Origin of the sequence: Pseudomonas sp. MWU349, from assembly GCF_017947325.1 — a bacterium.
In the GTDB taxonomy this organism is placed as follows: Bacteria; Pseudomonadota; Gammaproteobacteria; order Pseudomonadales; family Pseudomonadaceae; genus Aquipseudomonas; species Aquipseudomonas protegens.
This window is the reverse complement of the sequence record NZ_JAFEVP010000005.1, coordinates 436,768-456,993: the sequence shown is the minus strand read 5'-3', so window position 1 is coordinate 456,993 and position 20,226 is coordinate 436,768. Positions and strand designations below refer to the sequence as shown.

At 62.7% G+C, this 20,226-nt stretch carries 17 protein-coding genes; 6 read left to right on the top strand and 11 right to left on the bottom strand.

Annotated features, from left to right (window positions below):
• Nucleotides 1–434: 434 nt before the first annotated feature.
• From KCG88_RS22120 to KCG88_RS22100, 5 genes are all read right to left on the bottom strand, one after another.
• The gene (locus KCG88_RS22120; protein ID WP_047335440.1) at nucleotides 435–1,250 is read right to left on the bottom strand and encodes an ABC transporter permease; all 816 of its coding nucleotides are present in this window, start codon (nucleotides 1,248–1,250) and stop codon (nucleotides 435–437) included.
• A gap of 7 nt (nucleotides 1,251–1,257) precedes the next feature.
• Nucleotides 1,258–2,094, bottom strand: coding sequence for an ABC transporter permease (locus KCG88_RS22115; protein WP_210713087.1), 837 nt, complete (start codon nucleotides 2,092–2,094; stop codon nucleotides 1,258–1,260).
• A 10-nt stretch (nucleotides 2,095–2,104) separates the two neighbouring features.
• Complete coding sequence (locus KCG88_RS22110; protein ID WP_015633809.1) at nucleotides 2,105–3,217, bottom strand: ABC transporter substrate-binding protein; 1,113 nt, start codon at nucleotides 3,215–3,217, stop codon at nucleotides 2,105–2,107.
• A gap of 84 nt (nucleotides 3,218–3,301) precedes the next feature.
• A complete protein-coding gene (locus tag KCG88_RS22105; protein WP_210713086.1) occupies nucleotides 3,302–4,393 on the bottom strand; it encodes an ABC transporter ATP-binding protein in 1,092 nt (363 codons plus the stop codon).
• A 149-nt stretch (nucleotides 4,394–4,542) separates the two neighbouring features.
• Nucleotides 4,543–5,460 (bottom strand): LysR substrate-binding domain-containing protein, encoded by a 918-nt coding sequence (locus tag KCG88_RS22100; RefSeq protein ID WP_047283527.1) that lies wholly within the window; start codon nucleotides 5,458–5,460, stop codon nucleotides 4,543–4,545.
• A gap of 283 nt (nucleotides 5,461–5,743) precedes the next feature.
• Between KCG88_RS22100 and KCG88_RS22095 the strand changes: the two genes are divergently transcribed.
• Nucleotides 5,744–7,327: an amidohydrolase gene (locus KCG88_RS22095; RefSeq protein WP_210713085.1), complete on the top strand. Its 1,584-nt coding sequence runs from the start codon at nucleotides 5,744–5,746 to the stop codon at nucleotides 7,325–7,327.
• Nucleotides 7,328–7,464: 137 nt separating this feature from the next.
• On the top strand, nucleotides 7,465–9,366 hold the full coding sequence (locus KCG88_RS22090; RefSeq protein ID WP_047283529.1) for an acyltransferase family protein: 1,902 nt from the start codon (nucleotides 7,465–7,467) through the stop codon (nucleotides 9,364–9,366).
• A 285-nt stretch (nucleotides 9,367–9,651) separates the two neighbouring features.
• On the opposite strand, the gene KCG88_RS22085 is transcribed toward KCG88_RS22090, so the two are convergent.
• The 5 genes from KCG88_RS22085 to KCG88_RS22065 form a co-directional block, all read right to left on the bottom strand.
• Entirely contained in the window at nucleotides 9,652–10,860 is a 1,209-nt protein-coding gene (locus tag KCG88_RS22085; RefSeq protein WP_210713084.1) for a methyltransferase, read from the bottom strand.
• A 48-nt stretch (nucleotides 10,861–10,908) separates the two neighbouring features.
• Complete coding sequence (locus KCG88_RS22080) at nucleotides 10,909–11,598, bottom strand: ABC transporter permease (protein ID WP_047283531.1); 690 nt, start codon at nucleotides 11,596–11,598, stop codon at nucleotides 10,909–10,911.
• Entirely contained in the window at nucleotides 11,598–12,290 is a 693-nt protein-coding gene (locus KCG88_RS22075) for an ABC transporter permease (protein WP_047283532.1), read from the bottom strand. The genes KCG88_RS22080 and KCG88_RS22075 overlap by 1 nt, the downstream gene beginning before the upstream one ends.
• A gap of 65 nt (nucleotides 12,291–12,355) precedes the next feature.
• Entirely contained in the window at nucleotides 12,356–13,108 is a 753-nt protein-coding gene (locus KCG88_RS22070; RefSeq protein ID WP_047283533.1) for an ABC transporter substrate-binding protein, read from the bottom strand.
• A gap of 13 nt (nucleotides 13,109–13,121) precedes the next feature.
• A complete protein-coding gene (locus KCG88_RS22065; protein ID WP_011058719.1) occupies nucleotides 13,122–13,895 on the bottom strand; it encodes an ABC transporter ATP-binding protein in 774 nt (257 codons plus the stop codon).
• A gap of 565 nt (nucleotides 13,896–14,460) precedes the next feature.
• Between KCG88_RS22065 and gabP the strand changes: the two genes are divergently transcribed.
• The 3 genes from gabP (at nucleotide 14,461) to KCG88_RS22050 (ending at nucleotide 18,747) form a co-directional block, all read left to right on the top strand.
• On the top strand, nucleotides 14,461–15,852 hold the full coding sequence (gene gabP / locus KCG88_RS22060; RefSeq protein ID WP_015633814.1) for a GABA permease: 1,392 nt from the start codon (nucleotides 14,461–14,463) through the stop codon (nucleotides 15,850–15,852).
• A gap of 186 nt (nucleotides 15,853–16,038) precedes the next feature.
• Nucleotides 16,039–18,069, top strand: coding sequence for a DKNYY domain-containing protein (locus KCG88_RS22055; RefSeq protein ID WP_210713083.1), 2,031 nt, complete (start codon nucleotides 16,039–16,041; stop codon nucleotides 18,067–18,069).
• Nucleotides 18,070–18,426: 357 nt separating this feature from the next.
• On the top strand, nucleotides 18,427–18,747 hold the full coding sequence (locus KCG88_RS22050; RefSeq protein WP_011058722.1) for a hypothetical protein: 321 nt from the start codon (nucleotides 18,427–18,429) through the stop codon (nucleotides 18,745–18,747).
• 81 nt (nucleotides 18,748–18,828) lie between these two features.
• Here the strand turns inward: KCG88_RS22050 and KCG88_RS22045 are convergent, their stop codons facing one another.
• The gene (locus KCG88_RS22045; RefSeq protein ID WP_011058723.1) at nucleotides 18,829–19,239 is read right to left on the bottom strand and encodes a hypothetical protein; all 411 of its coding nucleotides are present in this window, start codon (nucleotides 19,237–19,239) and stop codon (nucleotides 18,829–18,831) included.
• Between the two features lie 259 nt (nucleotides 19,240–19,498).
• Here KCG88_RS22045 and KCG88_RS22040 point away from each other — a divergent pair, with 259 nt between their 5' ends.
• The gene (locus KCG88_RS22040) at nucleotides 19,499–20,224 is read left to right on the top strand and encodes an IclR family transcriptional regulator (protein WP_210713082.1); all 726 of its coding nucleotides are present in this window, start codon (nucleotides 19,499–19,501) and stop codon (nucleotides 20,222–20,224) included.
• Nucleotides 20,225–20,226 lie beyond the last annotated feature (2 nt).

Here is a 20,226-nt window from a genome sequence, read left to right as displayed (position 1 = left end):
GCGGCGCTGGTTGCCACGTCACGGTAGCGCGGCGTTTCAGGCCGTTGGCCATGCACCCTGAATGGGCATCTTGTTGTACCCGGCGCGGTCGTTGCCGCACCTGTTCAGGGCATAAAGGGCAGCTTGACACGCTGCCTCTGATTGAACCGCATGAAAGCGACCCGTTCGGTTCCGAATACGACCACTCCTTGAGTCTAGAAGAGCCCGGGCAACCGGGTGGGTGAGCGCAGCACTATCGGATAAAACGTGGGGGAAAGGAGATGACTTCGGTCAGCTCGCAAGCGAATAGCCAGGGAGGAGGCTGGGCGCTGTGGCGAGGGGCGGGCGCGCAGCGGCCGCAACGCCTTTGTCCGTGATCTGCCTGCAAGATCCGGGGCTCTGGCCTTGGGCCGGCTTCGCCAGCCAGCGGGAGCAAGCTCCCTCGCCACAGGGAGTTAGGGGCGGGCGCGGCGCTGGGCGGCGTACTGCAAGGCCAGGCGGCCCATGAGCACCAGCAGGGTCAGGCCGATCAGCAGCACCGAGATCGCCGCCACGCTGGGGTCGACGTTATCGCGCAGGCCGCTCCAGATCCGCCGCGGCAGGGTGTTGACGTCGACGCTGGTGATGAACAGGGTCACCGCCACCTCTTCCCAGGACAGGGCAAAGCTCAGCAGCGCGGTGGAGAAGATCCCCAGCTTGAGGTTCGGCAACATCACCAGGAAGGTGGTCTGCATCAGGCTCGCCCCCAGGTTGCGCGAGGCCAGCTCGATGCGCCGGTCCACCTGGCTCAGCGCCACCAGCATGGTCACCACGCCGTAGGGCACCACCATCACCACATGGGCGATCACCACCCCGGGCAGGGTGTCGTAGCCCCAGCCCGGGGCGATGCGCCCGAGGTTGGTTTCCATGAAGTACAGCACCAGCGCCGAGATCACCGGCGGAATGGCCATGGGCAGCAGCACCAGCCCGATCAGCAGGGTCGCCAGGCGCGAGCGCAGGTACCAGATGCCGAGGCTGAAGCTCACCGCCAGCAGGGTGGCGATCAGGCTGGTGGCGCTGGCGATGGCCAGGCTCTGGCCGATGCTCGACAGCCAGTCGGGGTTGCTCAGCAGCGCCTCGTAGTGGCGCAGCGACCAATTGCCGTCGGGCATCGACAGGTAGCGTTTGGCGGTGAAGGAAACCGGGATCACCGTCAGCAGCGGGAACAGCATGAAGGCCATGGCGACCACGGCGATCAGGCGGGTACTCAGGGCAGTGCGATGTGTATTCATAGTGACCTCAACCCACCAGTCGGTTGACACGGGTGATGCGCATCAGCAGCCAGATCAGCGCGCTGACCAGGGTCAGCAGCACCAGGCTCAGGGCCGCGCCCAGGCCCCAGTTGCTGGTCTGGAACATCTGCAGGAACACGTATTCGGCAATCATCACCGTCTGCCCGCCGCCCAGCAGCACCGGGGTGATGAAGAAGCCCAGGCAGAACACGAAGACCATGATGAAGGCCCCCAGCAGCCCCGGCAGGGTCTGCGGCAGCAGCACCTGCCAGAAGGTGCGCAGGGTACCGGCCCCCAGGCCGCGGGAAGCCAGCAGCACCCGTTGATCCAGCTGGCGCATGCTCGACAGCAGCGGGAACAGGGCATAGGGGATCATGAAGTGCAGCATGCCGATCACCACCCCCAGTTCGTTGCGGGTCAGTTGCAAGGGGTGATCGATCCAGCCCAGGGACAGCAGGCTGTCGTTGACCACGCCGTTGCTGCGCAGGGCGATCAGCCAGCCGAAGGCGCGCACCAGCACCGAGATCCAGAACGGGATGAACACGCAGATCTCCACCATGCGTTGCCAGAACGGCGGGCTGAACACCCAGCAGTAGGCCAGCAGGTAGCCGATCACCAGGGCCAAGAGGCTCACGGTCAGGCACAGGCGCAGGGTGCGCAGGAGCATGTCGTGGATCGCCGGATCGGTTGCGATGCGCTGGTACTGCCCCAAGCCCGTCTCCGGCAGGGTGAAGCTCCAGCTCACCACGCCGAAGAACGGCAACAGATAGAACACCACCAGCAGCAGCGGCAGCGGGAACAGCAGCAGGCTGCGTTCCAGGCGTGCGGTTCGGGTTGCACTCATGGTCGGCGGCTCATTTGGACAGGTGGGTCAGGTACTGCTCCAGGGTGCTGGAGTAGTGGTCGGCGTACCACTGGGTGTCGAGGAAGATCTGCTTCTTCATGTTGGCTTCGGAGGCGCAGTTGATCTCCCGCTGTTCGGCGCTCATCAGTTGCTGGGTGGCGGCGTTGGACGGGCCGTTGCCCAGGGCTTCGAACAGCTTCAGTTGCCCGGCCGGCTGCAAGGCGTGCTGGATGAACTGCATGGCCGGTGCGGTGCCTGCGGGGTTGTCCTTGAGCACGCCCCAGCTGCTGGCGTTGAGGAAGGCATGGTCGAAGCCCCACTTGATGCGGCCGCCGCTGTCTTCGTGGAGCAGGGTGGCGCGGGTGTGCCAGATGGCGCCCATGGAGGCTTCGCCTTCGATCATCAACTGCTGGCTTTCCGCACCCGAACCCCAGAACGACAGGACATGGGGCTTGAGCTCATCGATCTTGCGCAAGGCCCGGGGCACGTCCAGCGGGTACAACTGCTCGGCGGCCACGCCATCGGCCAGCAGCGCGGCTTCGAGCATGCCGTTCATCCACTTGTAGAGGGTGCGTTTGCCGGGGAATTTCTCCACGTTCCAGAAATCCGCCCAGTCCTTGGGGCCGTTGTCGCCGAACTTCTGGCTGTCCCAGGCGATCACGTAGCTGAACAGGTAGCCGGCGATGCCGTGTTCGTGGGACAGCGACGGCGCCACCAGGTCCCGCTGCACCACGCTGTAGTCCAGGGGTTGCAGGACCTTGTCGCGGCCCAGGGTCATGGCGCTGTAGCTGTCCACGTCCACCACGTCCCAGCTCGGCCGGCCGCTGGCCAACTGCGAACGGATGGCCCCTTCGGTGGGGCCTGCGCCGTCGATGCGCACCGGGATGCCGGTGCTCTTGGTGAAGCTGTCGGTCCAGGCGCTGCGAAAGGCATTGAGTGCGTCGCCGCCCCAGTTGACCACCACCAGGGGCTTGTCGGCGGCCCAGCTGATACCGCTGCGCAATGCCAGGGGCACCGCCGCCAGCAGGCCCATGGCCTGGAGGAAGGTGCGGCGGCTGACCTGCCCGCCGCGGGCTTTTTCGATGAGGATTTCAATGCAGTCGCGTTGATGGTGCTGGCTCATGGGGCAAGTCCTCGCGAGGCCGGTGCAGGGCGCGCCGGCCGATTATTGTTATGGGAGAGCTGTGCGCGATGGGGAGCGGCCGGCTCAGGCTTCCAGCAGGAAGCTGTGGCGTACCGGCCAGCTCAGCCACACCGGGGTGCCGCTGGGCAATCGGGCGCCGGGGTGGTCGCCGGGCACCGAGAGGTTCACCGGTGCCACTTCCGGGCTGATGTTCAGCGCCAGGTGGGTGCTGGAGCCCTGGTACACCCGCTCGCCGAGGCAGGCGGGCAGCACGTTGTGCTCGCCGGCTTGCGGGCGCTCGGTGTGCAGGGTCATGTGTTCCGGGCGTACCGCCAGCAATTGCGGCTGGCTGCTGATTTCCCCGGACGTGGTGGCCTGCAGCGGGTTGTCGCCGAAGCGTCCGCTGGCCTGGCTGCCGTTGCGGGAAAGGCCCTGCAGCGGGAACAGGTTCATCTTGCCCAGGAACTCGGCGACGAAGCGGTTGCGCGGGCGGTCGTAGATGGTTTCCGGGGTGTCGATCTGTGCCAGCCGCCCCTGGTTGAAGATGGCGATGCGGGTCGACAGCGCCAGGGCTTCACCCTGGTCATGGGTGACGAAGACGAAGCTGGTGCCGACCTGGCGATGAATGCGTTGCAACTCGGTCTGCAGTTGCTCGCGCAGGTTCTTGTCCAGGGCCGAGAGCGGCTCGTCGAGCAGCAGCATGTCCGGCTCGAATACCAGGGCCCGGGCAATGGCCACGCGCTGTTGCTGGCCTCCGGAAAGTTCGGACGGCTTCTTGTTCAGGTGGGCGCCCAGGCCCACCACTTCGAGGATGTGCTTGACCCGGCGCTGGCGCTCCTCGGCCTTTACGCCTCGGATGCGCAGCGGGTAGGCGACGTTGTCGGCCACGCTCATGTGGGGAAACAGCGCGTAGCCCTGGAACACCATGCCGTAGTTGCGTTTTTCCGCCGGCCGCCGGCTGATGTCCACACCGCGCTCCAGCAGCTTGCCGGCGCTGGGGGTGAGGAAGCCCGCGAGGATCATCAACAGGGTGGTCTTGCCTGAGCCCGAAGGGCCGAGCAGGGTGAGGAATTCGCCTTGGCGAACGTCGAGGTCGATGCCGTCCAGGGCAGTGAAGTTGCCGTAGAACTGGCTGATTCCTTGGGCGCTGAGTTGAGTCGAGGGACTGCTGGACACTACGGAGATCTCCCGCAAAGCCGGCCTGCGCTATGGAATTTTTATTGTCGGAACAGCAGGCGGTCGGCTCATTATTGTGAAAAGCAACGCCACATCAATGGAATAATTTTTGTCTCATTGGTGAGTGAAATTTCCCAGTCGCGAGCGCCTCAGGGTTCGCCGCAGGGGGCGTCCGAGATGTGCTGGGCGCTGGTCTGCAACTGGTTCTTCAACCAGTCGCTGAAGGCCTGGACCGCCGAGCGCTCGGCCTTGGCCGGGTCGATCACCAGGAAGTAGCCGCGCAAGGCGCTGATACTGATGTCGAACGGGCGCACCAGCAGCCCCCGGGCCAGGGCGTCGCCGCTGAGCAGGTTGTCGCCAATGGCCACGCCCTGGGCGGCAATGCAGGCGGACTGGGCGCAATGGGCGTCGGAGAAGGTGATGCCACGGTCGGGGTTGACCTGGCTGGCACCGGCGGCCGCCAGCCAGACCCGCCAGTCGCTGGTGTCGCTCATGTGGATCAGCGGGAAGTCCTTGAGGTCCAGCGGGGTCTTCAGGCCGCCGATGGTATTGATCAGGCGCGGGCTGCACACCGGCGAGAAGCGCAGGGTAACGATCTGCTCCACCAGCAGCCCCGGCCAGTCGCCGATGCCATAGGCGATGAACAGGTCGGCTTCGGCGTCGCTGGTGTCGTCCTGGGAGCGCGGGCTGACCACTTGCAACTGCACCTGGGGGTACTGGCGCAGAAAACCGTTGATGTGATTGCACAGCCAGAAGCTGGCGAACCCCGGGTTGCAGCTGATGCGCAGTTTTCCGGACACCGCCAGGCCGTCGAAACGCCGTCCGGCATCCTGGATGTCGGCCAGGATGCGCCGCACTTCCCGGGCATAGCACTGGCCCTGGTAGGTCAGGCCGATGCCGCGCCCGACCCGTTCGGTGAGGGCAAAACCCAGGCTCTGTTCCAGGCTGATGATCTGGTGGCTGATGGCGCTGCGGGTCAGGCTCAGTTGCTGGGCGGCGGCAGTGACGCTGCCCAGCCGGGCGACCGCGTCGAGGGCACGCAGGGCGGTGATCGAGGGGTAGCGCATACAACCTCCGGGTCAAGGGAACCTGTGTTCGACGGCGTTCGTATTTCGCACATAGTGCGGCGCAGTATGGGCCGCCCTCTCGGCAAACTGGTCAATTTACTTTGACATTGCCGCCTAAAAAATTCGATTGATGTAATCGGCGCTTCACCAATACTGAGCCTCGATCCGGCCTTTAGCCGACCGGACAAGCCTAATAACAACAAGAGGTCCCGCAGGCCGAGTGGGGGCGCTGTGGCGTCCTGGCCACGGCCGGCCGGAACCTGGATAACCAGGAGTGCCGCGGATGTCCCGTTACAAAGAATTCGCCATGGATTGGGTTGAACGCCACCGCCAGCAACTGTCGGACTGGCACCAGATCATCTGGCATTACGCCGAGCCGGCCTTTCGTGAATACAAGTCCAGCGCCTGGTACGTGCAACTGCTGGAAGCCGAGGGCTTCACCGTCGAGCGCGCCAGCGGCGGCATGCCCACGGCCTTCTGCGCCACCTTCACCCAGGGCCAAGGACCGCTGCTGGCCACCTACGGCGAATACGATGCGGTGCCCGGCAACTGCCAGGCGGCCACCACCCGCAAGCAGCCGCGCGATGGCCTGTCGCGCTTCGCTCCGGGGCACACCGACCCGCACTCGGCCCTCGGCATCAGCGCCCTCGGCGGGGCCCTGGCGGCCAAGGCGACCATGGTGGAATTCGGCCTGCAGGGCAGCATCAGGTTCTTCGGCGAGCCGGCGGAAAAGCTCCGCGCCTCCAAGCCGGTCCACGCCGCCAAGGGCTACTACGACGACCTCGACGCCGCCATCAGCTTTCACCCCACCTACATGCTGCCGCTGAACAACACCACCACCTGGGACACCCACTGCGGCATCGCCTACGCCTACATCTACAGCTTCACCTGCGAGGATCCACAGAACTGGATCGCCGCCGATCGCTACAGCCCGATCCCGCAGAACCATCTGGCGGCCCGGGCGCCGGGAGCCAACGACGCCCTGGTGCATTTCTACACCCTGAACGAAAGCCTGCGCCGTTCGACCCTGCCGTTCACCGGCCTGTGGAGCTACAACGAAGCGATCCTCACCGCCGGCCAGGCCACCGCGGACAACCTGCCGCCGCACCTGTCGCAGATCCAGTACCTGCTGCGCTGCGATTCCATCGAGCAGGCCGAGACCATCTCCCAGGTCATGGACAACAACGCCGCAGCGGCGGCCATGGCCACCGGCTGCCGCTGGAAAAAGACCTGGGTGTGCAAGTCCCGGGGCGGCCTGCCCAACCACGTCATGGCCCAGGCCACCTACGACAACCTGGCGGCAGTGGGCGCTCCACAGTGGGGTGAAGAAGCCCGGGAAATTGCCCGGGAAATCCAGCGCAACCTTGGCCTGGAAGCCATGGAGCGGCCATTTCTGCCGGCCACCGAAGCCTTGATCGAACCCCAGGAATGCGAGCGCCAGATGCGCCTGCAAATGCCCGCCTGGCAGAACTACCTGACCTCCGATGACTACCCGGAATACACCTGGCACTGCCCCACCGTGCGCCTGCTGGTGGCCCGACCGATGCTCAGCGCGCCAGCTGGCACGGTCTACCCGGACTGGGTGTCCAACGCCCTGGGGGGCATCCGCCAGACCATCGACCCGATGATCGAAGTGGCGGCCAAGACCATTGCCGCGACCTTGGTGGACCTGCTGACCGACGAAGCCCTGTTGAGTGCGGCCAAGGCCGAGTTTGTCGAGCGCACCGGTGGCGGTATCGGCGGCACTCGCTGGCAGGCGCCCCTTTTGCCCGAGGACTTCAAGGTGCCCCACGATTTCCGTTGGCCGGAGTACATCAGTACCCCCCGGGGCGAGGAATGGTGGATCCCGGCGCGAGCGGATGAGTAGGCGCTTCAGTTTGCGTCGGGATGAAGGTCGAGGCAGCTCATACATGAGCTGCCGATTTATTTATCTTTCGTAGTTCTATTGTGTCTTCTCGGATACTATGCCGACCGCGAACGAAGGACCTGATCACGGATTGGCAGATGCAGTTCAGAAAAAATATAAATGCCTTACGGGCAATAGCCGTTATTTCAGTTGTGTTGTTCCACTTTAAAGTTTCAGGGTTTTCTGGAGGCTTTGCCGGGGTCGACATCTTTTTTGTAATTTCCGGCTACTTGATGACTGGAATTATCTTTTCCGGGCTACGGGAACAGCGTTTCTCTTTGATCGGATTCTATGCAGCCAGGGCGCGTCGGATCATTCCTGCTCTGGCGATACTGTGTCTGGCGCTGTTGGTCTTCGGTTTTATATTTCTGCCTCTGGATGACTATCGCGACACCATCAGAACCATCAAGAGCAGTTTGCTGTTCAGTTCCAACTTCGACTTCGCCAAGAGCGGTAACTACTTTGATGCCCCCTTGCACGAAAACTGGTTGCTGCATACCTGGTCGTTGTCTGTGGAGTGGCAGTTCTATCTGATCTATCCGTTGCTGTTGATGGCTATCGGCAAGTACCTAAGTTTGCAGAAAGCCAAGTGGGTGCTGCTGCTCACCGCTGCAGCTTCGCTGGTGGCCTCTGCCATCGTTACCCAGACCCATCCAGTCTTTGCCTTCTATATGCTGCCCACCCGGGCCTGGGAAATGATCGCTGGCGGCCTGGTATTCCTGTTCCCGCTGCATCTGAGCAAACGCCATGGGCAAGTGTTCGAGCTACTGGGTCTTGGGTTGATACTGGGCAGCGTCCTGGGTTTCTCCGAGGGCGATCTGTGGCCAGGCTACTTGGCCTTGGTACCTGTGCTCGGGACAGTGTTGGTGATCTACGGCAATACCCAGTCGCTATTCAGTAATAATAAGTTCTTGCAGTTTTTTGGCAGTACTTCTTATTCAACTTACTTGTGGCACTGGCCGATTGTGGTATTCCTCTACACCTGCGGGTTGTTGATTCAGCGGGAAGCGGTCGTGTTCGCCATTGTTCTTTCTTTTGTGTTGGGTGCGCTCTCTTATTATCTGGTGGAGTCGAAAATCAGAAAGAGCACTTCAACGCGAAGCACACTGTTAAAATATGCCGGTGTTACTGTCGCGTTAGTTGCTGTTTCGGCAATTACCGCGTCCGTGGTCAAAGATTATCCTCAAGTCCGATTTGCATTTGTCGATCTGGGCCAGCCGCAATATACGAGCAAGCTTTATACCCAAGAGTGCAGTCCCAATGACTACAGTGCCGCCACCTGCAAGTTTGGCTCGGGCAGGGTCTCGGTCATTCTCTTTGGCGATAGTCATGCTCAGTCCACCGGTGCTGCGGTGCAGTTGGAGAACAAGCAGGCGGCGATATCCTGGGCGCGTGGCGGCTGTCCGACCCTTCAGCACTTTGAGATGCGGGACAAGAAGCAGCAGAGCCAGTGCCTGGGGTTTAACAATGAGTTCCTGACACGCCTGAAAGAGGAGTATCACGGTGTGCCGGTCATTCTCTTCAGCCGCGCCGCGATGTATTCCGATACCAATCGGGACAATAGCTACCGAGCGTTCTTCAACGGTAATGAGCGTCAGGACCAGGCAGCCTTTGCTCGCGATTACATGGCCGAGTACTCACGAACCGTGTGTTCGATTGCCAAGGATCACCCTGTCTACATCGTCAAGCCTATTCCCGAGATGCCTTTCAGCGTCTACAAAGGCCTGAATCTGCATACGCGTATCTTTGGGCGGACCTCCGACATCAGCACCTCTCTTGAGGACTATCAGCGCCGCAATCACCTGGCGATCCAGGCCATTGAAGTGGCCGCTCAAGCGTGCAACGCCCAGGTCCTCGATCCCACGCCTTATCTGTGTCCCCATGGCCGTTGCATGGGCTCCCAGGATGGTGTGCCGCTGTACTTCGATGACAACCATTTGGTCGACTCCGGAAACCAGTTGCTCAGAGGGTTGTTCAAGGGCTTGATCAAGGACAGTTGAGGGCTGCGGGGGAGGGCATAAGCTGCGCGACATAGGCTGAGCAGCGCATTGTTTATGCCCTTTGCCCAAGGCTTTATGCACAACGGATGGGTTGCCAGGGCCTGGACGGGCCGGTTTTGTGGACCTGTTCTCATTTTCTGCGCAACTGGCTGTTTTTTCGACGGTTTATTTTGTGAACAAAAAATGACCAGCCTATGTTTTTGGCTCCAGGCCAGGCTTTCATGGGCTTTCATTGAATTCCATCAACAGACTTATCCACAGGTCGCGACAGGCCGTCGCAGGCTCTCAACGCTCCGCCAGAAGCAGCAGATTGCGCGGGGTCAGGTGTGCAGGGCAGAAGGTGCCCAGGCGTACCTGGTAGCCCTGCTGTTGCAGAAACAATGCCCGGTCCAGCACCAGCCACAGTTCCAATGGCCGGCGGAACAGGCCGCGCAGCAGCTCCAGGTTGCGCACCTGGGCCAGGCGCTGCCAGCCGGCGGCTTCCAGTGCCGGCCAGTCTGGCTGGCCCACTGTGGATAACTCCTTGAGCGCGGCAAGGTCGAGGCAGTAGTCGGCGAAGGGCTTGTCCAGCCAGTGGCTGGGCAGCGACGGGGTGGGCAGGTATTCATCGACCCCGCGCACTTGCCGCTGCAGCAGGTCGAAAGCCAGGCGCCGGGCCATGGAGCTGTCGCGCTGGCGCCGCACCCGGGCGCCGGCGGTGACGGTTTCGCTCATGGGCAGCGCCAGGTCCTCCAGGGACAGTTGCAGGTGTGATGCCTGGGCCGCTGTGGATAACCCCTGATAGTGGTTGGCGCGGGTGCGGTTGTAGCAGCAAGGGGCAATGGCCAGCTGCTGGCAGCCGTTCTGGCTGGCCAGTTGGATCAGGCGCACATGCAGGTCGCCGCAGGCGTGCAGGGCCACTGGGGTGTGTCGGGCATCGAGGTGGCGGGCGGCGTCGGCGGCCAGTACATCCTGGTGCAGGTGCCGGGCAGGCAGGCCGTGGTGCTGGCTCAGCTGTGCGCCGCTGGTCACCAGCGCCGGATCATATTCCAGGCAGGTCAGTTGTTGCCCGGGCTGCAGCAGGCGCCGCCCCAGGTGGCCCTTGCCCGAACACCAGTCGAGCCAGTGCTCGGTTGCCCGGGTGAAGTGCAGGCGGCCGGCGAAGGCTTCGATCTGCTGCCATTTGCGCCCGGGGACGTCGACGTTGAGGCGCTGGCGCAGGGGCGGCAATTCCTGGCCGGGCCATTCGGCCACTGCACACAGGGCCCGGGAGCGCGCGGCCAATTCGCCGAAGGGGGCGGGTGCCTGGAGGTGTTCCGGGTGGTTGTGGGCGGCTTCGGCATCTTCCAGGGTGCGCTGGCGCAGCCACTGGGCGAGGTCCGGGTAGGAGGTTTCCCAGGGCAGGTGCAGATACTGGAACGGACGAGGCCGCCAGAGATCCTGGTGTTCAAGCAGGAAGCCGTCCAGGGCCTGGAAGCGATCAAGCAGCGCGGGGCCTTGGAGGATGGCGGGCATGGTGTCGAGTCCGGGGCAGGCCCGCTCCCTGGCGGGAGCGGGGGAAGGTCAGCGTCCCTGGCAGGCGTCGACCCGCAGCCAGCGTTCCAGTTGGCGGAAGGCCTGGACCAGGATGAACGACATCAACAGGTAGAACACCCCGGCGGTGAAGAACATGTCCACCGTCAGGTAGTTGCGGGCGATGATGGTGCGCGCCATGCCGGTTAGCTCCAGCAGGGTCACGGTACTGGCCAGGGAACTGGCCTTGAGCATCAGGATCACTTCGTTGCTGTAGGCCGGCAGGCCGATGCGCGCCGCCCGTGGCAGGACGATGTAGAACAGCGCCTTGGGCCTGGACATGCCCAGGGCCCGCGCCGCTTCGATTTCACCGGGCGGAATGGCCTGGATCGCGCCACGCAGGATCTCGGCGATATAGGCCGCGGTGTGCAGGGTCATGGTGGCGGTGGCACACCAGAACGGGTCGCGCAGGTAGGGCCACATGAAGCTCTCGCGCACCGCATCGAACTGCGCCAGGCCGTAATACACCAGAAATAGCTGCACCAGCAGCGGCGTGCCGCGAAAGAAGAAGATGTAGGCGTAGGGCAGGGCGCGCACGTACCAGAGCTTGGACGAGCGGGCGATGCCCAGCGGGATGGCCAGCAGCAGGCCGAGAATCACCGCGATGCCCACCAGTTCCAGGGTCAGTGTCGCGCCCTGGATGAACTTCGGCAGCCATTTGTAGATGACTTCCCATTCCATTACGTCGTCCTCACAAAGCCGCGGGCGGCGCGTTTTTCCAGGAAGTGCATGCCGATCATGGCCAGCACGGTCAGGCCCAGGTACATGACAGCCGCGACCATGTAGAAGGTGAACGGGTGCTTGGCGAAGGTCACGGCGTTCTGCGCGTTGCGCATGATTTCTTCAAGGCCGATCACCGACACCAGTGCGGTGTCCTTCATCAGGATCATGAACAGGTTGCCCAGGCCCGGCAGGGCGATGCGCCACATCTGCGGCAGGATCAGGCGGCTGAAAATCCGCCACTTGGAAAGGCCCAGCGCGGTGCCGGCCTCGCGGTGGCCCTTGGGGATGGCCAGGATCGCGCCGCGAAACACTTCCGTGGCATAGGCGCCGAAGCACAGCCCGAGGGCGATCACCCCGGCAAGGAACGGGCTGAGGGCCAGGTCGGGGTTGCCGAAATGCTCCCCCAGCGCGTTCATCGTATTCACCGTGCCCAGGTAGATCAGCAGCACCCACAGCAGTTCCGGGACGCCGCGCACGATGGTCGAATAGGTTTCGCCAAGCCAGCGCAGCGGCTTGTACGGGGAAGTCTTGGCCAAGGCGCCGAGCAGACCGAGCACCAGCCCCAGGCATAACGCCGAGAGGGCCAGCTTGACGGTCATCAGCGCGCCGGCGGCGAGCGCCGGGCCGAATCCGAAGAGATCGATATTCATGGGGTCTGGATGGCTTTGCTAAGGACCGGCGCCCAGGGGGTGAGCGCCGGTCAGGCAAGTCAGTATCAATAGATGCTGAACGGGAAGTACTTGTCGTTGATCTTCTTGTAGGTGCCGTCGGCCACGATTTCCTTCAGGGCGGCGTTCAGCCTCTCGCGCAGTGGATCTTTCTTGCGCACGGCAATCCCGATCTTGTCGCTTTCCACCATTGGCTCGCCCTTGAATTCATAAGGCTTGCCCGCGTCGCTCTTGAGCCACTCGTAGTTGACGTACTTGTCGGCCAGGATCGCGTCCAGGCGGCCGGAGGTCAGGTCCAGGTAGGCGTTTTCCTGGGTGTCGTAGAGCTTGATGGTGATGTCGTCGCCCAGGTTGTCTTCCAGCCAGGTACCGGCCAGGGTCGCCCGTTGCGCACCGATGATCTTGCCCTTGAGCGAGGCCTTGTCGGTCTTGAAGTCGGTGTTGGCCTTGGGCGCGATGAACTGCAGCTTGTTGGAGTAGTACGGGTCGGTGAAGTCCACCGCCTGCTTGCGCTCATCGGTGATCGACAGCGAGGAGATCAGGAAGTCGAACTTCTTCGCGTTCAGGGCCGGGATGATGCCGTCCCAGTCGGAGGTGACCACGGTGCACTCGACTTTCATCTTGGCGCACAGAGCGTCGCCGATGTCCTTGTCGAAGCCCACGACCTGGCCGCTGGCGTCCTTGTTGTTGAACGGTGGGTAGGCTGCCTCGATGCCCATCTTCAGGGTCTCGGCGGCAGCGCTGGCGCTGAAGGCCAGGGTGACGGCAGCGGCCAGGAGGATTTTCTTATAGCTCTGCATGCGTGTAGCTCCGTTAGCGGTTGCTGGACATGAATTGTTTGCAGCGTGCCGAAAGCGGGTTCTCGAAGACCTGCTGTGGCGATCCTTGCTCTTCTACCAGACCCTGGTGCAGAAACACCACTTCGCTGGAGACCTGACGGGCAAAGCTCATTTCGTGGGTGACCAGCAGCATGGTGCGGCCTTCTTCGGCCAGGGCGCGGATCACATTGAGGACTTCCTGGACCATTTCCGGGTCCAGGGCCGAGGTCGGCTCGTCGAACAGGATGACTTTGGGTTGCATCGCCAGGGTGCGGGCGATAGCGGCGCGCTGCTGCTGGCCGCCGGACAGCTGGGCCGGGTAGGCGTGGCGCTTGTCGGCGATGCCGACCTTGGCCAGCAGCGCCTCGGCCACTTCGATGGCCTCGGCCTTGCTCTGGCCCAGCACCCGGCGGGGTGCCTCGATGATGTTGTCGAGCACGCTCATGTGCGGCCAGAGATTGAAATTCTGGAAGACGAACCCGATTTCGCTGCGCAGGCGGTTGATCTGCTTGCCGTCGGCGGCTACCAGCTCGCCGTTTTTCGCGGCCTTGAGCTTGAGTTCTTCGCCGGCTACCAGGATCTGGCCCTGGTGCGGGTTTTCCAGCAGGTTGATGCAGCGCAGGAAAGTGGACTTGCCGGAGCCGGAGGAACCCAGGATCGATATCACGTCACCGTCGCGTGCGGTCAGCGAGATACCCTTGAGTACCTCCTGAGTGCCGTAGCGTTTGTGCAAGTTGCGGATTTCAAGCGCGGGCGTGGCCTCAGCCATGTGCGGTCCTCATTGAGTTCATTGTGCTCCTGCTGTTGGGCGGCCTTCCTGGCGAGGCGCCAAGCTAGCATAGGGTTCCAAGCGCAGCCAACAGCGCTACCGGAGGTAAACAGACGGTGTGTGGCAGGTTGTCGCATCAGCACAGAAGACTGTCGCCCCATCAACAACCGAACGCCTGTTTGAACCCTGGATCCGCCTGAAATCCGGTAGGTGTCGCGTAAAAAAAGGCGCGATGGTGCCAGCTTTGGCCGGGTGTTGGAAGGGTTAACGGGCCAAAGGTCATGGATCTGCACTCTAATCGCTCATCGCCTGCTTTTCGGGTGTGTTTTTGGTGCGCCATTTCGTCCTGCAAGTGAGTCGGCCGGTAACGAAATGGCGAAATGCCATTGTTCTCAATGACTTGGGATTTCCATCGGTCGGCTCGCCAACCCTTGTTGGCCGGGGTTCTGTAACATTTTGGCGCAATTCTTGCGTGCGATATAAAGAACGCCCTGTTGGATTCTTTTTACGAGAAGGAATGCAGACCGGGTGGAGTGACTCTTTTTTCGTTGCAAAGGTGCTTTTCATGAGCGGTACGCAACTCTCCAATGACCTCGAACAGGGGCTCAAACCGCGGCATGTGACCATGCTGTCGATTGCCGGCGTGATCGGCGCAGGTCTCTTCGTCGGCTCCGGCCACGCCATCGCCGAAGCCGGGCCCGCCGTGCTGCTGGCCTATGCTGCCGCCGGCACCCTGGTGGTGCTGGTGATGCGCATGCTGGCGGAAATGGCCGTGGCTTCGCCGGACACCGGATCGTTCTCAACCTATGCGGACCGCGCCATCGGCCACTGGGCCGGTTTCACCATCGGTTGGCTGTACTGGTGGTTCTGGGTGCTGGTGATTCCTCTGGAAGCCAACGCGGCCGCGACCATCCTGCATGCCTGGTTCCCCAATGTGGCGATCTGGGTCTTCACTCTGGTGATCACCCTGCTGCTGACCGCCACCAACCTGTTCAGCGTGAAGAACTACGGTGAGTTCGAGTTCTGGTTCGCCCTGATCAAGGTGGTGGCCATCATCGGCTTCGTGATCCTCGGCCTCGCCGCCATCTGTGGCCTGCTGCCCAATAGCCAGGTCAGCGGCGTATCGCATCTGGTGGACACCCAGGGCTTCATGCCCAACGGCATGGGCGCGGTGCTGGCCGCCATGCTGACCACCATGTTCTCCTTTATGGGCACCGAGATCGTCACCATCGCCGCGGCGGAATCCCATAACCCGGGCAAGCAGATCTCCAAGGCCACCAATTCGGTGATCTGGCGGATCGGCCTGTTCTACCTGGTATCGATCTTTATCGTTGTGGCCCTGGTGCCGTGGAACGACCCGAGCCTGGCCCAGGTCGGCTCCTACCAGACCGTGCTCGACCGCATGGGCATCCCCAATGCCAAGCTGATCGTTGACCTGGTGGTGCTGGTGGCCGTGACCAGTTGCCTGAACTCGGCGCTCTACACGGCCTCGCGCATGCTGTTCTCCCTGGGCAAGCGTGGCGATGCCCCGGCCGCCGCCAAGCGCACCAACGCCAGCGGCACGCCTTACTGGGCGGTGATCCTGTCCACCGCTGCGGCCTTCCTCGCGGTGTTCGCCAACTATGTCGCTCCGGCGGCGGTGTTCGAATTCCTCCTGGCCAGCTCCGGCGCCATTGCCTTGCTGGTGTACCTGGTGATTGCCGTCTCGCAACTGCGCATGCGCCACAAGCGCATGGCTGCCGGCGAGAAGATCGCCTTCCGCATGTGGCTGTTCCCGGGCCTGACTTACGCTGTGATCGTGTTCATCGTCGCGGTGCTGGGCATCATGCTGTTCCAGGAAGAGCACCGGGTGGAGATCCTCGCCACTGGCCTGCTGAGTGTCATCGTCATCGCTGCCGGCCTGTTGGTGGCCCGTCGGCGCAAGGCCGAGCGCAATGGTGCCCTGGCACTGAACTGACGGTTTGCTCCGCTCTTTATGAAAAGGCCGCGCTCAGAAATGACCGCGGCCTTTTTCATGCCCGAATGCAACTTGGGGTGTCTGCTGGCGGCGGGCAGAGGCTCGCTCGCGGCCTGGCGACGGAGCGCTTTACCCACCCGGGGCGTCTGCTGATAATCCGCCACTCGGTTAGCTTGGGATGCAGCGATGAAAGACCTGGATATGGATGATGCCGAATGGGAACTGCTCGACCTCGAATGGCATCAAGGGTTCGCCTTCGTGGAGGGCGCGCTGTTGGTGGAGGAGCGAGCCCGGGACGTATACCTCATGCTGCAGCGTGAAGGGAGGACCCCAGCTGAGCTGGCTTGCCAGGCCGCGACCGAGCAATTCCCGGCTTCCCCCCTGGTAGAGGGCGAGCCGCTCTGGCGACATCGTGTTCATCGGCACCTGCTGCGTGATGCGCGAGCCGATTATTATGCGTTGCCCCGCTACTTCGCGCGTCATGGCTACCACCCGTTGCAAGCCTTGCCGGTGCGCGTGTGTCGGGGCTTGCAGAGCCTGGGCCATGACCATTGGCGTGATCAGTGCCGTGCCTACTTCTGTCACGACTACGGGCAGGAGGTGATCGAGGGCGCGCAGCCTGAGCGCCTGGCGCTTGTGCACCCGGTGCCGGAAAACTGGCCCGCGGGCTCGGTGCTGTTCAGTGACGGGGACAAGGTCTTCCTCGGCGCCCGGGCGATCGCCAGCGCGGAGCAGCAGGTACGCGCTACTAACCATCCGGCTTATCAAGTGATCAGCGGCCAGGTCTGCCGGGGCGGCGTTGTGCTGCATCAAAAGGACGGCTCGCCGTTGCCCATTGCCAATCCGGATGGCTTCCAGATGCTGGCCCGGCGTTGGGGTACGGATGGGCATTCGGTGATCGTCCAGGCGCAGCAGGGTTCGAGCATTGCCTACGAGTATTTCTACCGCATCGACAACGTCGATCTGGCGACTTTCAGCGTGCTCAACGAGCGCTACGCCAAGGACGCGCGGCGGGCTTATTACCTGACCGGAAAAACCCTGCGCTATGTCGGTGACTTGCGCCTGCTGAACCGTGTGCAGTCGGTATTCGATGCCGGTGGCCGGATATTGAGCCAGAGCGAAACGGCGGACCCGTACTTTGCCGTGGACGATCAGTTCGTCTACTGCAATGGCGTCCGCCTGTGTGGTGCCGATGGCCCGAGCTTTCGCCACCTGGGATTCGACTACTACGCCGACCGGCATCGCGTCTACCGGCGCAGCAAGCCGCTGGACGTGGAGGTAGAGAGTTTTGTGGTGGCCCAGCTGGAGCGTGGCGAAGGCAACTATTCGCCGTTGCTGGTGGGTGACAGGCACGGCCCGCTCGGTTCGGATGGGGTGATCGATGACACCATGCTGCAAGAGTGGTCGGCGTACTTCGAGGCGCATCCGCAGTTGCAAGGTTATTGGTGGCATCGCTTGCAGGCACCATCGGCGTCAACAGCCCAGGCCTTGCGTTCCATCGGCTCCGGGTTCGAGCTGGGGAGCCAGGTGTACTTCCATGGCCGCCCCATCAATGGTCTGGATGCCGGCAGTTTCAAGCTGCTGGACACACACCTGTGTGGCGATGCCAACGGCTTGTATCTGATCCCCTTTCATCGCGCCGAGACCCGGGTGCCGGAGCGATTCTCTTCGGCTTGCGCCGATCATTACCGTGCCCTGGGCGGCCCGTACCTGACAGATGGCCAGAGGGTTTTTTGTCACAGTGTCTTTTATCAGGTGCCCGAGCCTATGGCCAAAGCGGATCTGGCCAGCTTCGAGTCATGCGGGCATGGCTGGGCCCGGGACAAGGGGGCGGTGTATTACTACGGCGCAAGAAAGAAGCCCCTGGACCCGGCGCACACTCGCTTCATGGGCAGCTACGCCTTCACCGCGACATTGATGTTTGCTGCCGGCAAGCCGCTGGAGGTGGAATTCAGCCCGGAGGAAGTGATGGTTCCACATCCGGACTTTCTGCAATTGGGCACGCGCAAGCTGTTCTGCGGCCGGCGGCCGGTGAGTGCCAAGCGCATCGACCTGGCCAGCCTGGAGTTTGTTGCCCAGCACTATGCCCGGGACAAACAGCGTTTCTACCAGTACGACGGTTACGCGACGCTCAGCGAAATCAGCGCCGAGCAGTACCACCAGGCACTGACCAAGGCCCCGGCAGGGGATGCCGGTTCTGAGAGTTTGGCGTTCTGAAAGGCAAAAAGGCTGCCGTCAGCATTGACGGTGGCCTTTTTACTGGATTTGTGACTTGTTACATGGCGTTTCATGGACAGCCCGCTGGCGAAATAGTAGCCTGCGCGCTCTTCGATAAGAGCTCTTGCGTGCCAGCGTGAGAGGAGCTATGGAATAGCGCTGTATTGCAAGGGATTGAATGCTTGTCGGGGCCCTGAATCCGCCTTCTGCTTCTGTCCCTTGTTCCCTGCGTAGCCGCCATGGCTCCTGAGTGTCAGCGCCTGCCTGACAGTCCCTGCTCGAAGAACGAGCATTCAGGGTTCAATGGTGATCGCCCGGCCATTGGTCCCTTAAAGAAAGGGCGGCAAGGAGACGCGCATGGCGTTCACTAAAATCATCTTCAAAAACCCGAACACCGGAGCCATCAAGGAAGCGCCAGTTGGTTTCTCCTGGACCGTGTTCTTCTTCGGCTTCATCCCGGCACTGTTTCGCGCCGACTGGAAATGGGCCGCCATCATGTTCCTGCTGGCCATGTTCACCTTCGGCCTGAGCAACCTGGTGTTCATGTTCATCTACAACAAGCTGTATGTACGCGACCTGATCGGCGCAGGCTTCAAGGCCCAGTCCATCGCCAGCGGCGACCTGAACTTCGCCAGCTCGCGCATCGGCATGGAAATCCCTCGGCTGGAAGCTGCCTGAGCATCACGCCAGGCTGTTTAGCTGAAACGGAAAAGGGCGCATTCATTGCTGAATGCGCCCTTTTTCATGCCCGGAAGAAACTCAGCCTTCGGCGCTGAACAGTGCCTGGGATGCGGCCATGTAGTCGGCCTGGAAGGCCTCGGATTCGATCCAGGCCAGGGCCGTGGCCTCGTCGGCCTCGGTGGACCAGTTACGGTATTCGATCAGCGCCGCAAGGATGAAGTCCGTGGCGCCCTGTTCGCCCTCCTGCTCATAGACCAGTTCCAGCAGCGGGTCCGAGAGGAAGACCGTGCACAGCGCCTGCTGGCTGGTTTTCTCGGCGTCGCGCATCTTCACGAACAGCTCGGTCAGGTCCACCGATTCGAAGTCGATGCGGCTGTCGTTGGGGTCCAGTTCCAGCTCCGAGGTCGGTGCAGTGCGCTTGGCGCGGTTCTGCTTGGCCTTGGCCTTTGCCCGGGCGGCACGTTTGTGTTGTTTGTCGATCGATGCCATGGGCGTCTTACCTTGTTGCGCAAAGGGGCGGCGCTCGCGGATTCGGGGCGAACGGCCGTTCAGGCGGGAAAGGATGCCAGCAAATCGCTGCGCTGGCACCCGCCATGGCCTCAAGGCGAGTACCGACGATCCTGGATGGGCCGAGGTCCAGTGCGGCGCAGTACCTGTGCCAAAGGTTTTTTGCAGCCTTTTCCCACTGCCTGGGAATCTGATTTCATTTGCCGGGAAACTCCATGCACCATGGCTGCAAGAGGCCGCTATGCACTACCACACGCCCACTGACCGTCTGCTGCAAATACTCGTGGCCCTGGGGCAATCCCCGGAGGCCATGTCTGCCAAGGAGCTGTCGCTGAACCTGCAGCAGCCCCTGAGCAGCACCTATCGCCACCTCAAGACCCTGCTGCGCTGGGGGCTGGCCCAGGACAATGGCCAGGGCCGTTACCTGCCCGGGCCTGCCTGCCTGCAACTGGCGAAGAAGTTCGACCGCGAAGGCCTGCTGGTGACCCTGGCCAAGCCGGAGCTCAACCGTCTGGCCGAACTCAGCCAGGAAAGCGTCGCGCTGATGGTGCCAAGCAACGGGCAGGCGATCTGCATCGAGCTGGTGGACAGCCCGCAGCCCTTGCGCTGCTGCTACCAGAAGGGCCTGGCGCAGCCGCTGCTGCTGGGCGCCTCGGCCAAGGTGTTGCTGGCCTACATGGAGCCTGAGCTGTGCTTGTCGATCCTGCGCCAGCAGGGCGTCGAGGAGGCGGATGTCGCCGCGCACCTGGACAGCTACGGGGCCATTCGCGCCGCCGGGCATGCGGTGAGCCTGAGCGAGATCGATCTGGGCATCTGGGGCGTCAGCGCGCCCTTGCTGGACAGCCGTGACCGCTTGCAGGGCGCCATCAGCCTCATGGCCCCGGCGTTCCGCGCCGAACAGCGCAGTGAGCGGCTGATCCGCTGGACTCGCGAAGCGGCCCAGCGCCTGAGCGCCCGACTGGATTGAAT

Excerpts from the sequence above, each read along its gene's own strand:
- KCG88_RS22120 (WP_047335440.1), bottom strand. The coding sequence starts at position 1,250 with ATGAATACACATCGCACTGCCCTGAGTACCCGCCTGATCGCCGTGGTC.
- KCG88_RS22115 (WP_210713087.1), bottom strand. The coding sequence starts at position 2,094 with ATGAGTGCAACCCGAACCGCACGCCTGGAACGCAGCCTGCTGCTGTTC.
- KCG88_RS22110 (WP_015633809.1), bottom strand. The coding sequence starts at position 3,217 with ATGAGCCAGCACCATCAACGCGACTGCATTGAAATCCTCATCGAAAAA.
- KCG88_RS22100 (WP_047283527.1), bottom strand. The coding sequence starts at position 5,460 with ATGCGCTACCCCTCGATCACCGCCCTGCGTGCCCTCGACGCGGTCGCC.
- KCG88_RS22095 (WP_210713085.1), top strand. The coding sequence starts at position 5,744 with ATGTCCCGTTACAAAGAATTCGCCATGGATTGGGTTGAACGCCACCGC.
- KCG88_RS22090 (WP_047283529.1), top strand. The coding sequence starts at position 7,465 with ATGCAGTTCAGAAAAAATATAAATGCCTTACGGGCAATAGCCGTTATT.
- KCG88_RS22085 (WP_210713084.1), bottom strand. The coding sequence starts at position 10,860 with ATGCCCGCCATCCTCCAAGGCCCCGCGCTGCTTGATCGCTTCCAGGCC.
- KCG88_RS22080 (WP_047283531.1), bottom strand. The coding sequence starts at position 11,598 with ATGGAATGGGAAGTCATCTACAAATGGCTGCCGAAGTTCATCCAGGGC.
- KCG88_RS22075 (WP_047283532.1), bottom strand. The coding sequence starts at position 12,290 with ATGAATATCGATCTCTTCGGATTCGGCCCGGCGCTCGCCGCCGGCGCG.
- KCG88_RS22070 (WP_047283533.1), bottom strand. The coding sequence starts at position 13,108 with ATGCAGAGCTATAAGAAAATCCTCCTGGCCGCTGCCGTCACCCTGGCC.
- KCG88_RS22065 (WP_011058719.1), bottom strand. The coding sequence starts at position 13,895 with ATGGCTGAGGCCACGCCCGCGCTTGAAATCCGCAACTTGCACAAACGC.
- gabP (WP_015633814.1), top strand. The coding sequence starts at position 14,461 with ATGAGCGGTACGCAACTCTCCAATGACCTCGAACAGGGGCTCAAACCG.
- KCG88_RS22055 (WP_210713083.1), top strand. The coding sequence starts at position 16,039 with ATGAAAGACCTGGATATGGATGATGCCGAATGGGAACTGCTCGACCTC.
- KCG88_RS22050 (WP_011058722.1), top strand. The coding sequence starts at position 18,427 with ATGGCGTTCACTAAAATCATCTTCAAAAACCCGAACACCGGAGCCATC.
- KCG88_RS22045 (WP_011058723.1), bottom strand. The coding sequence starts at position 19,239 with ATGGCATCGATCGACAAACAACACAAACGTGCCGCCCGGGCAAAGGCC.
- KCG88_RS22040 (WP_210713082.1), top strand. The coding sequence starts at position 19,499 with ATGCACTACCACACGCCCACTGACCGTCTGCTGCAAATACTCGTGGCC.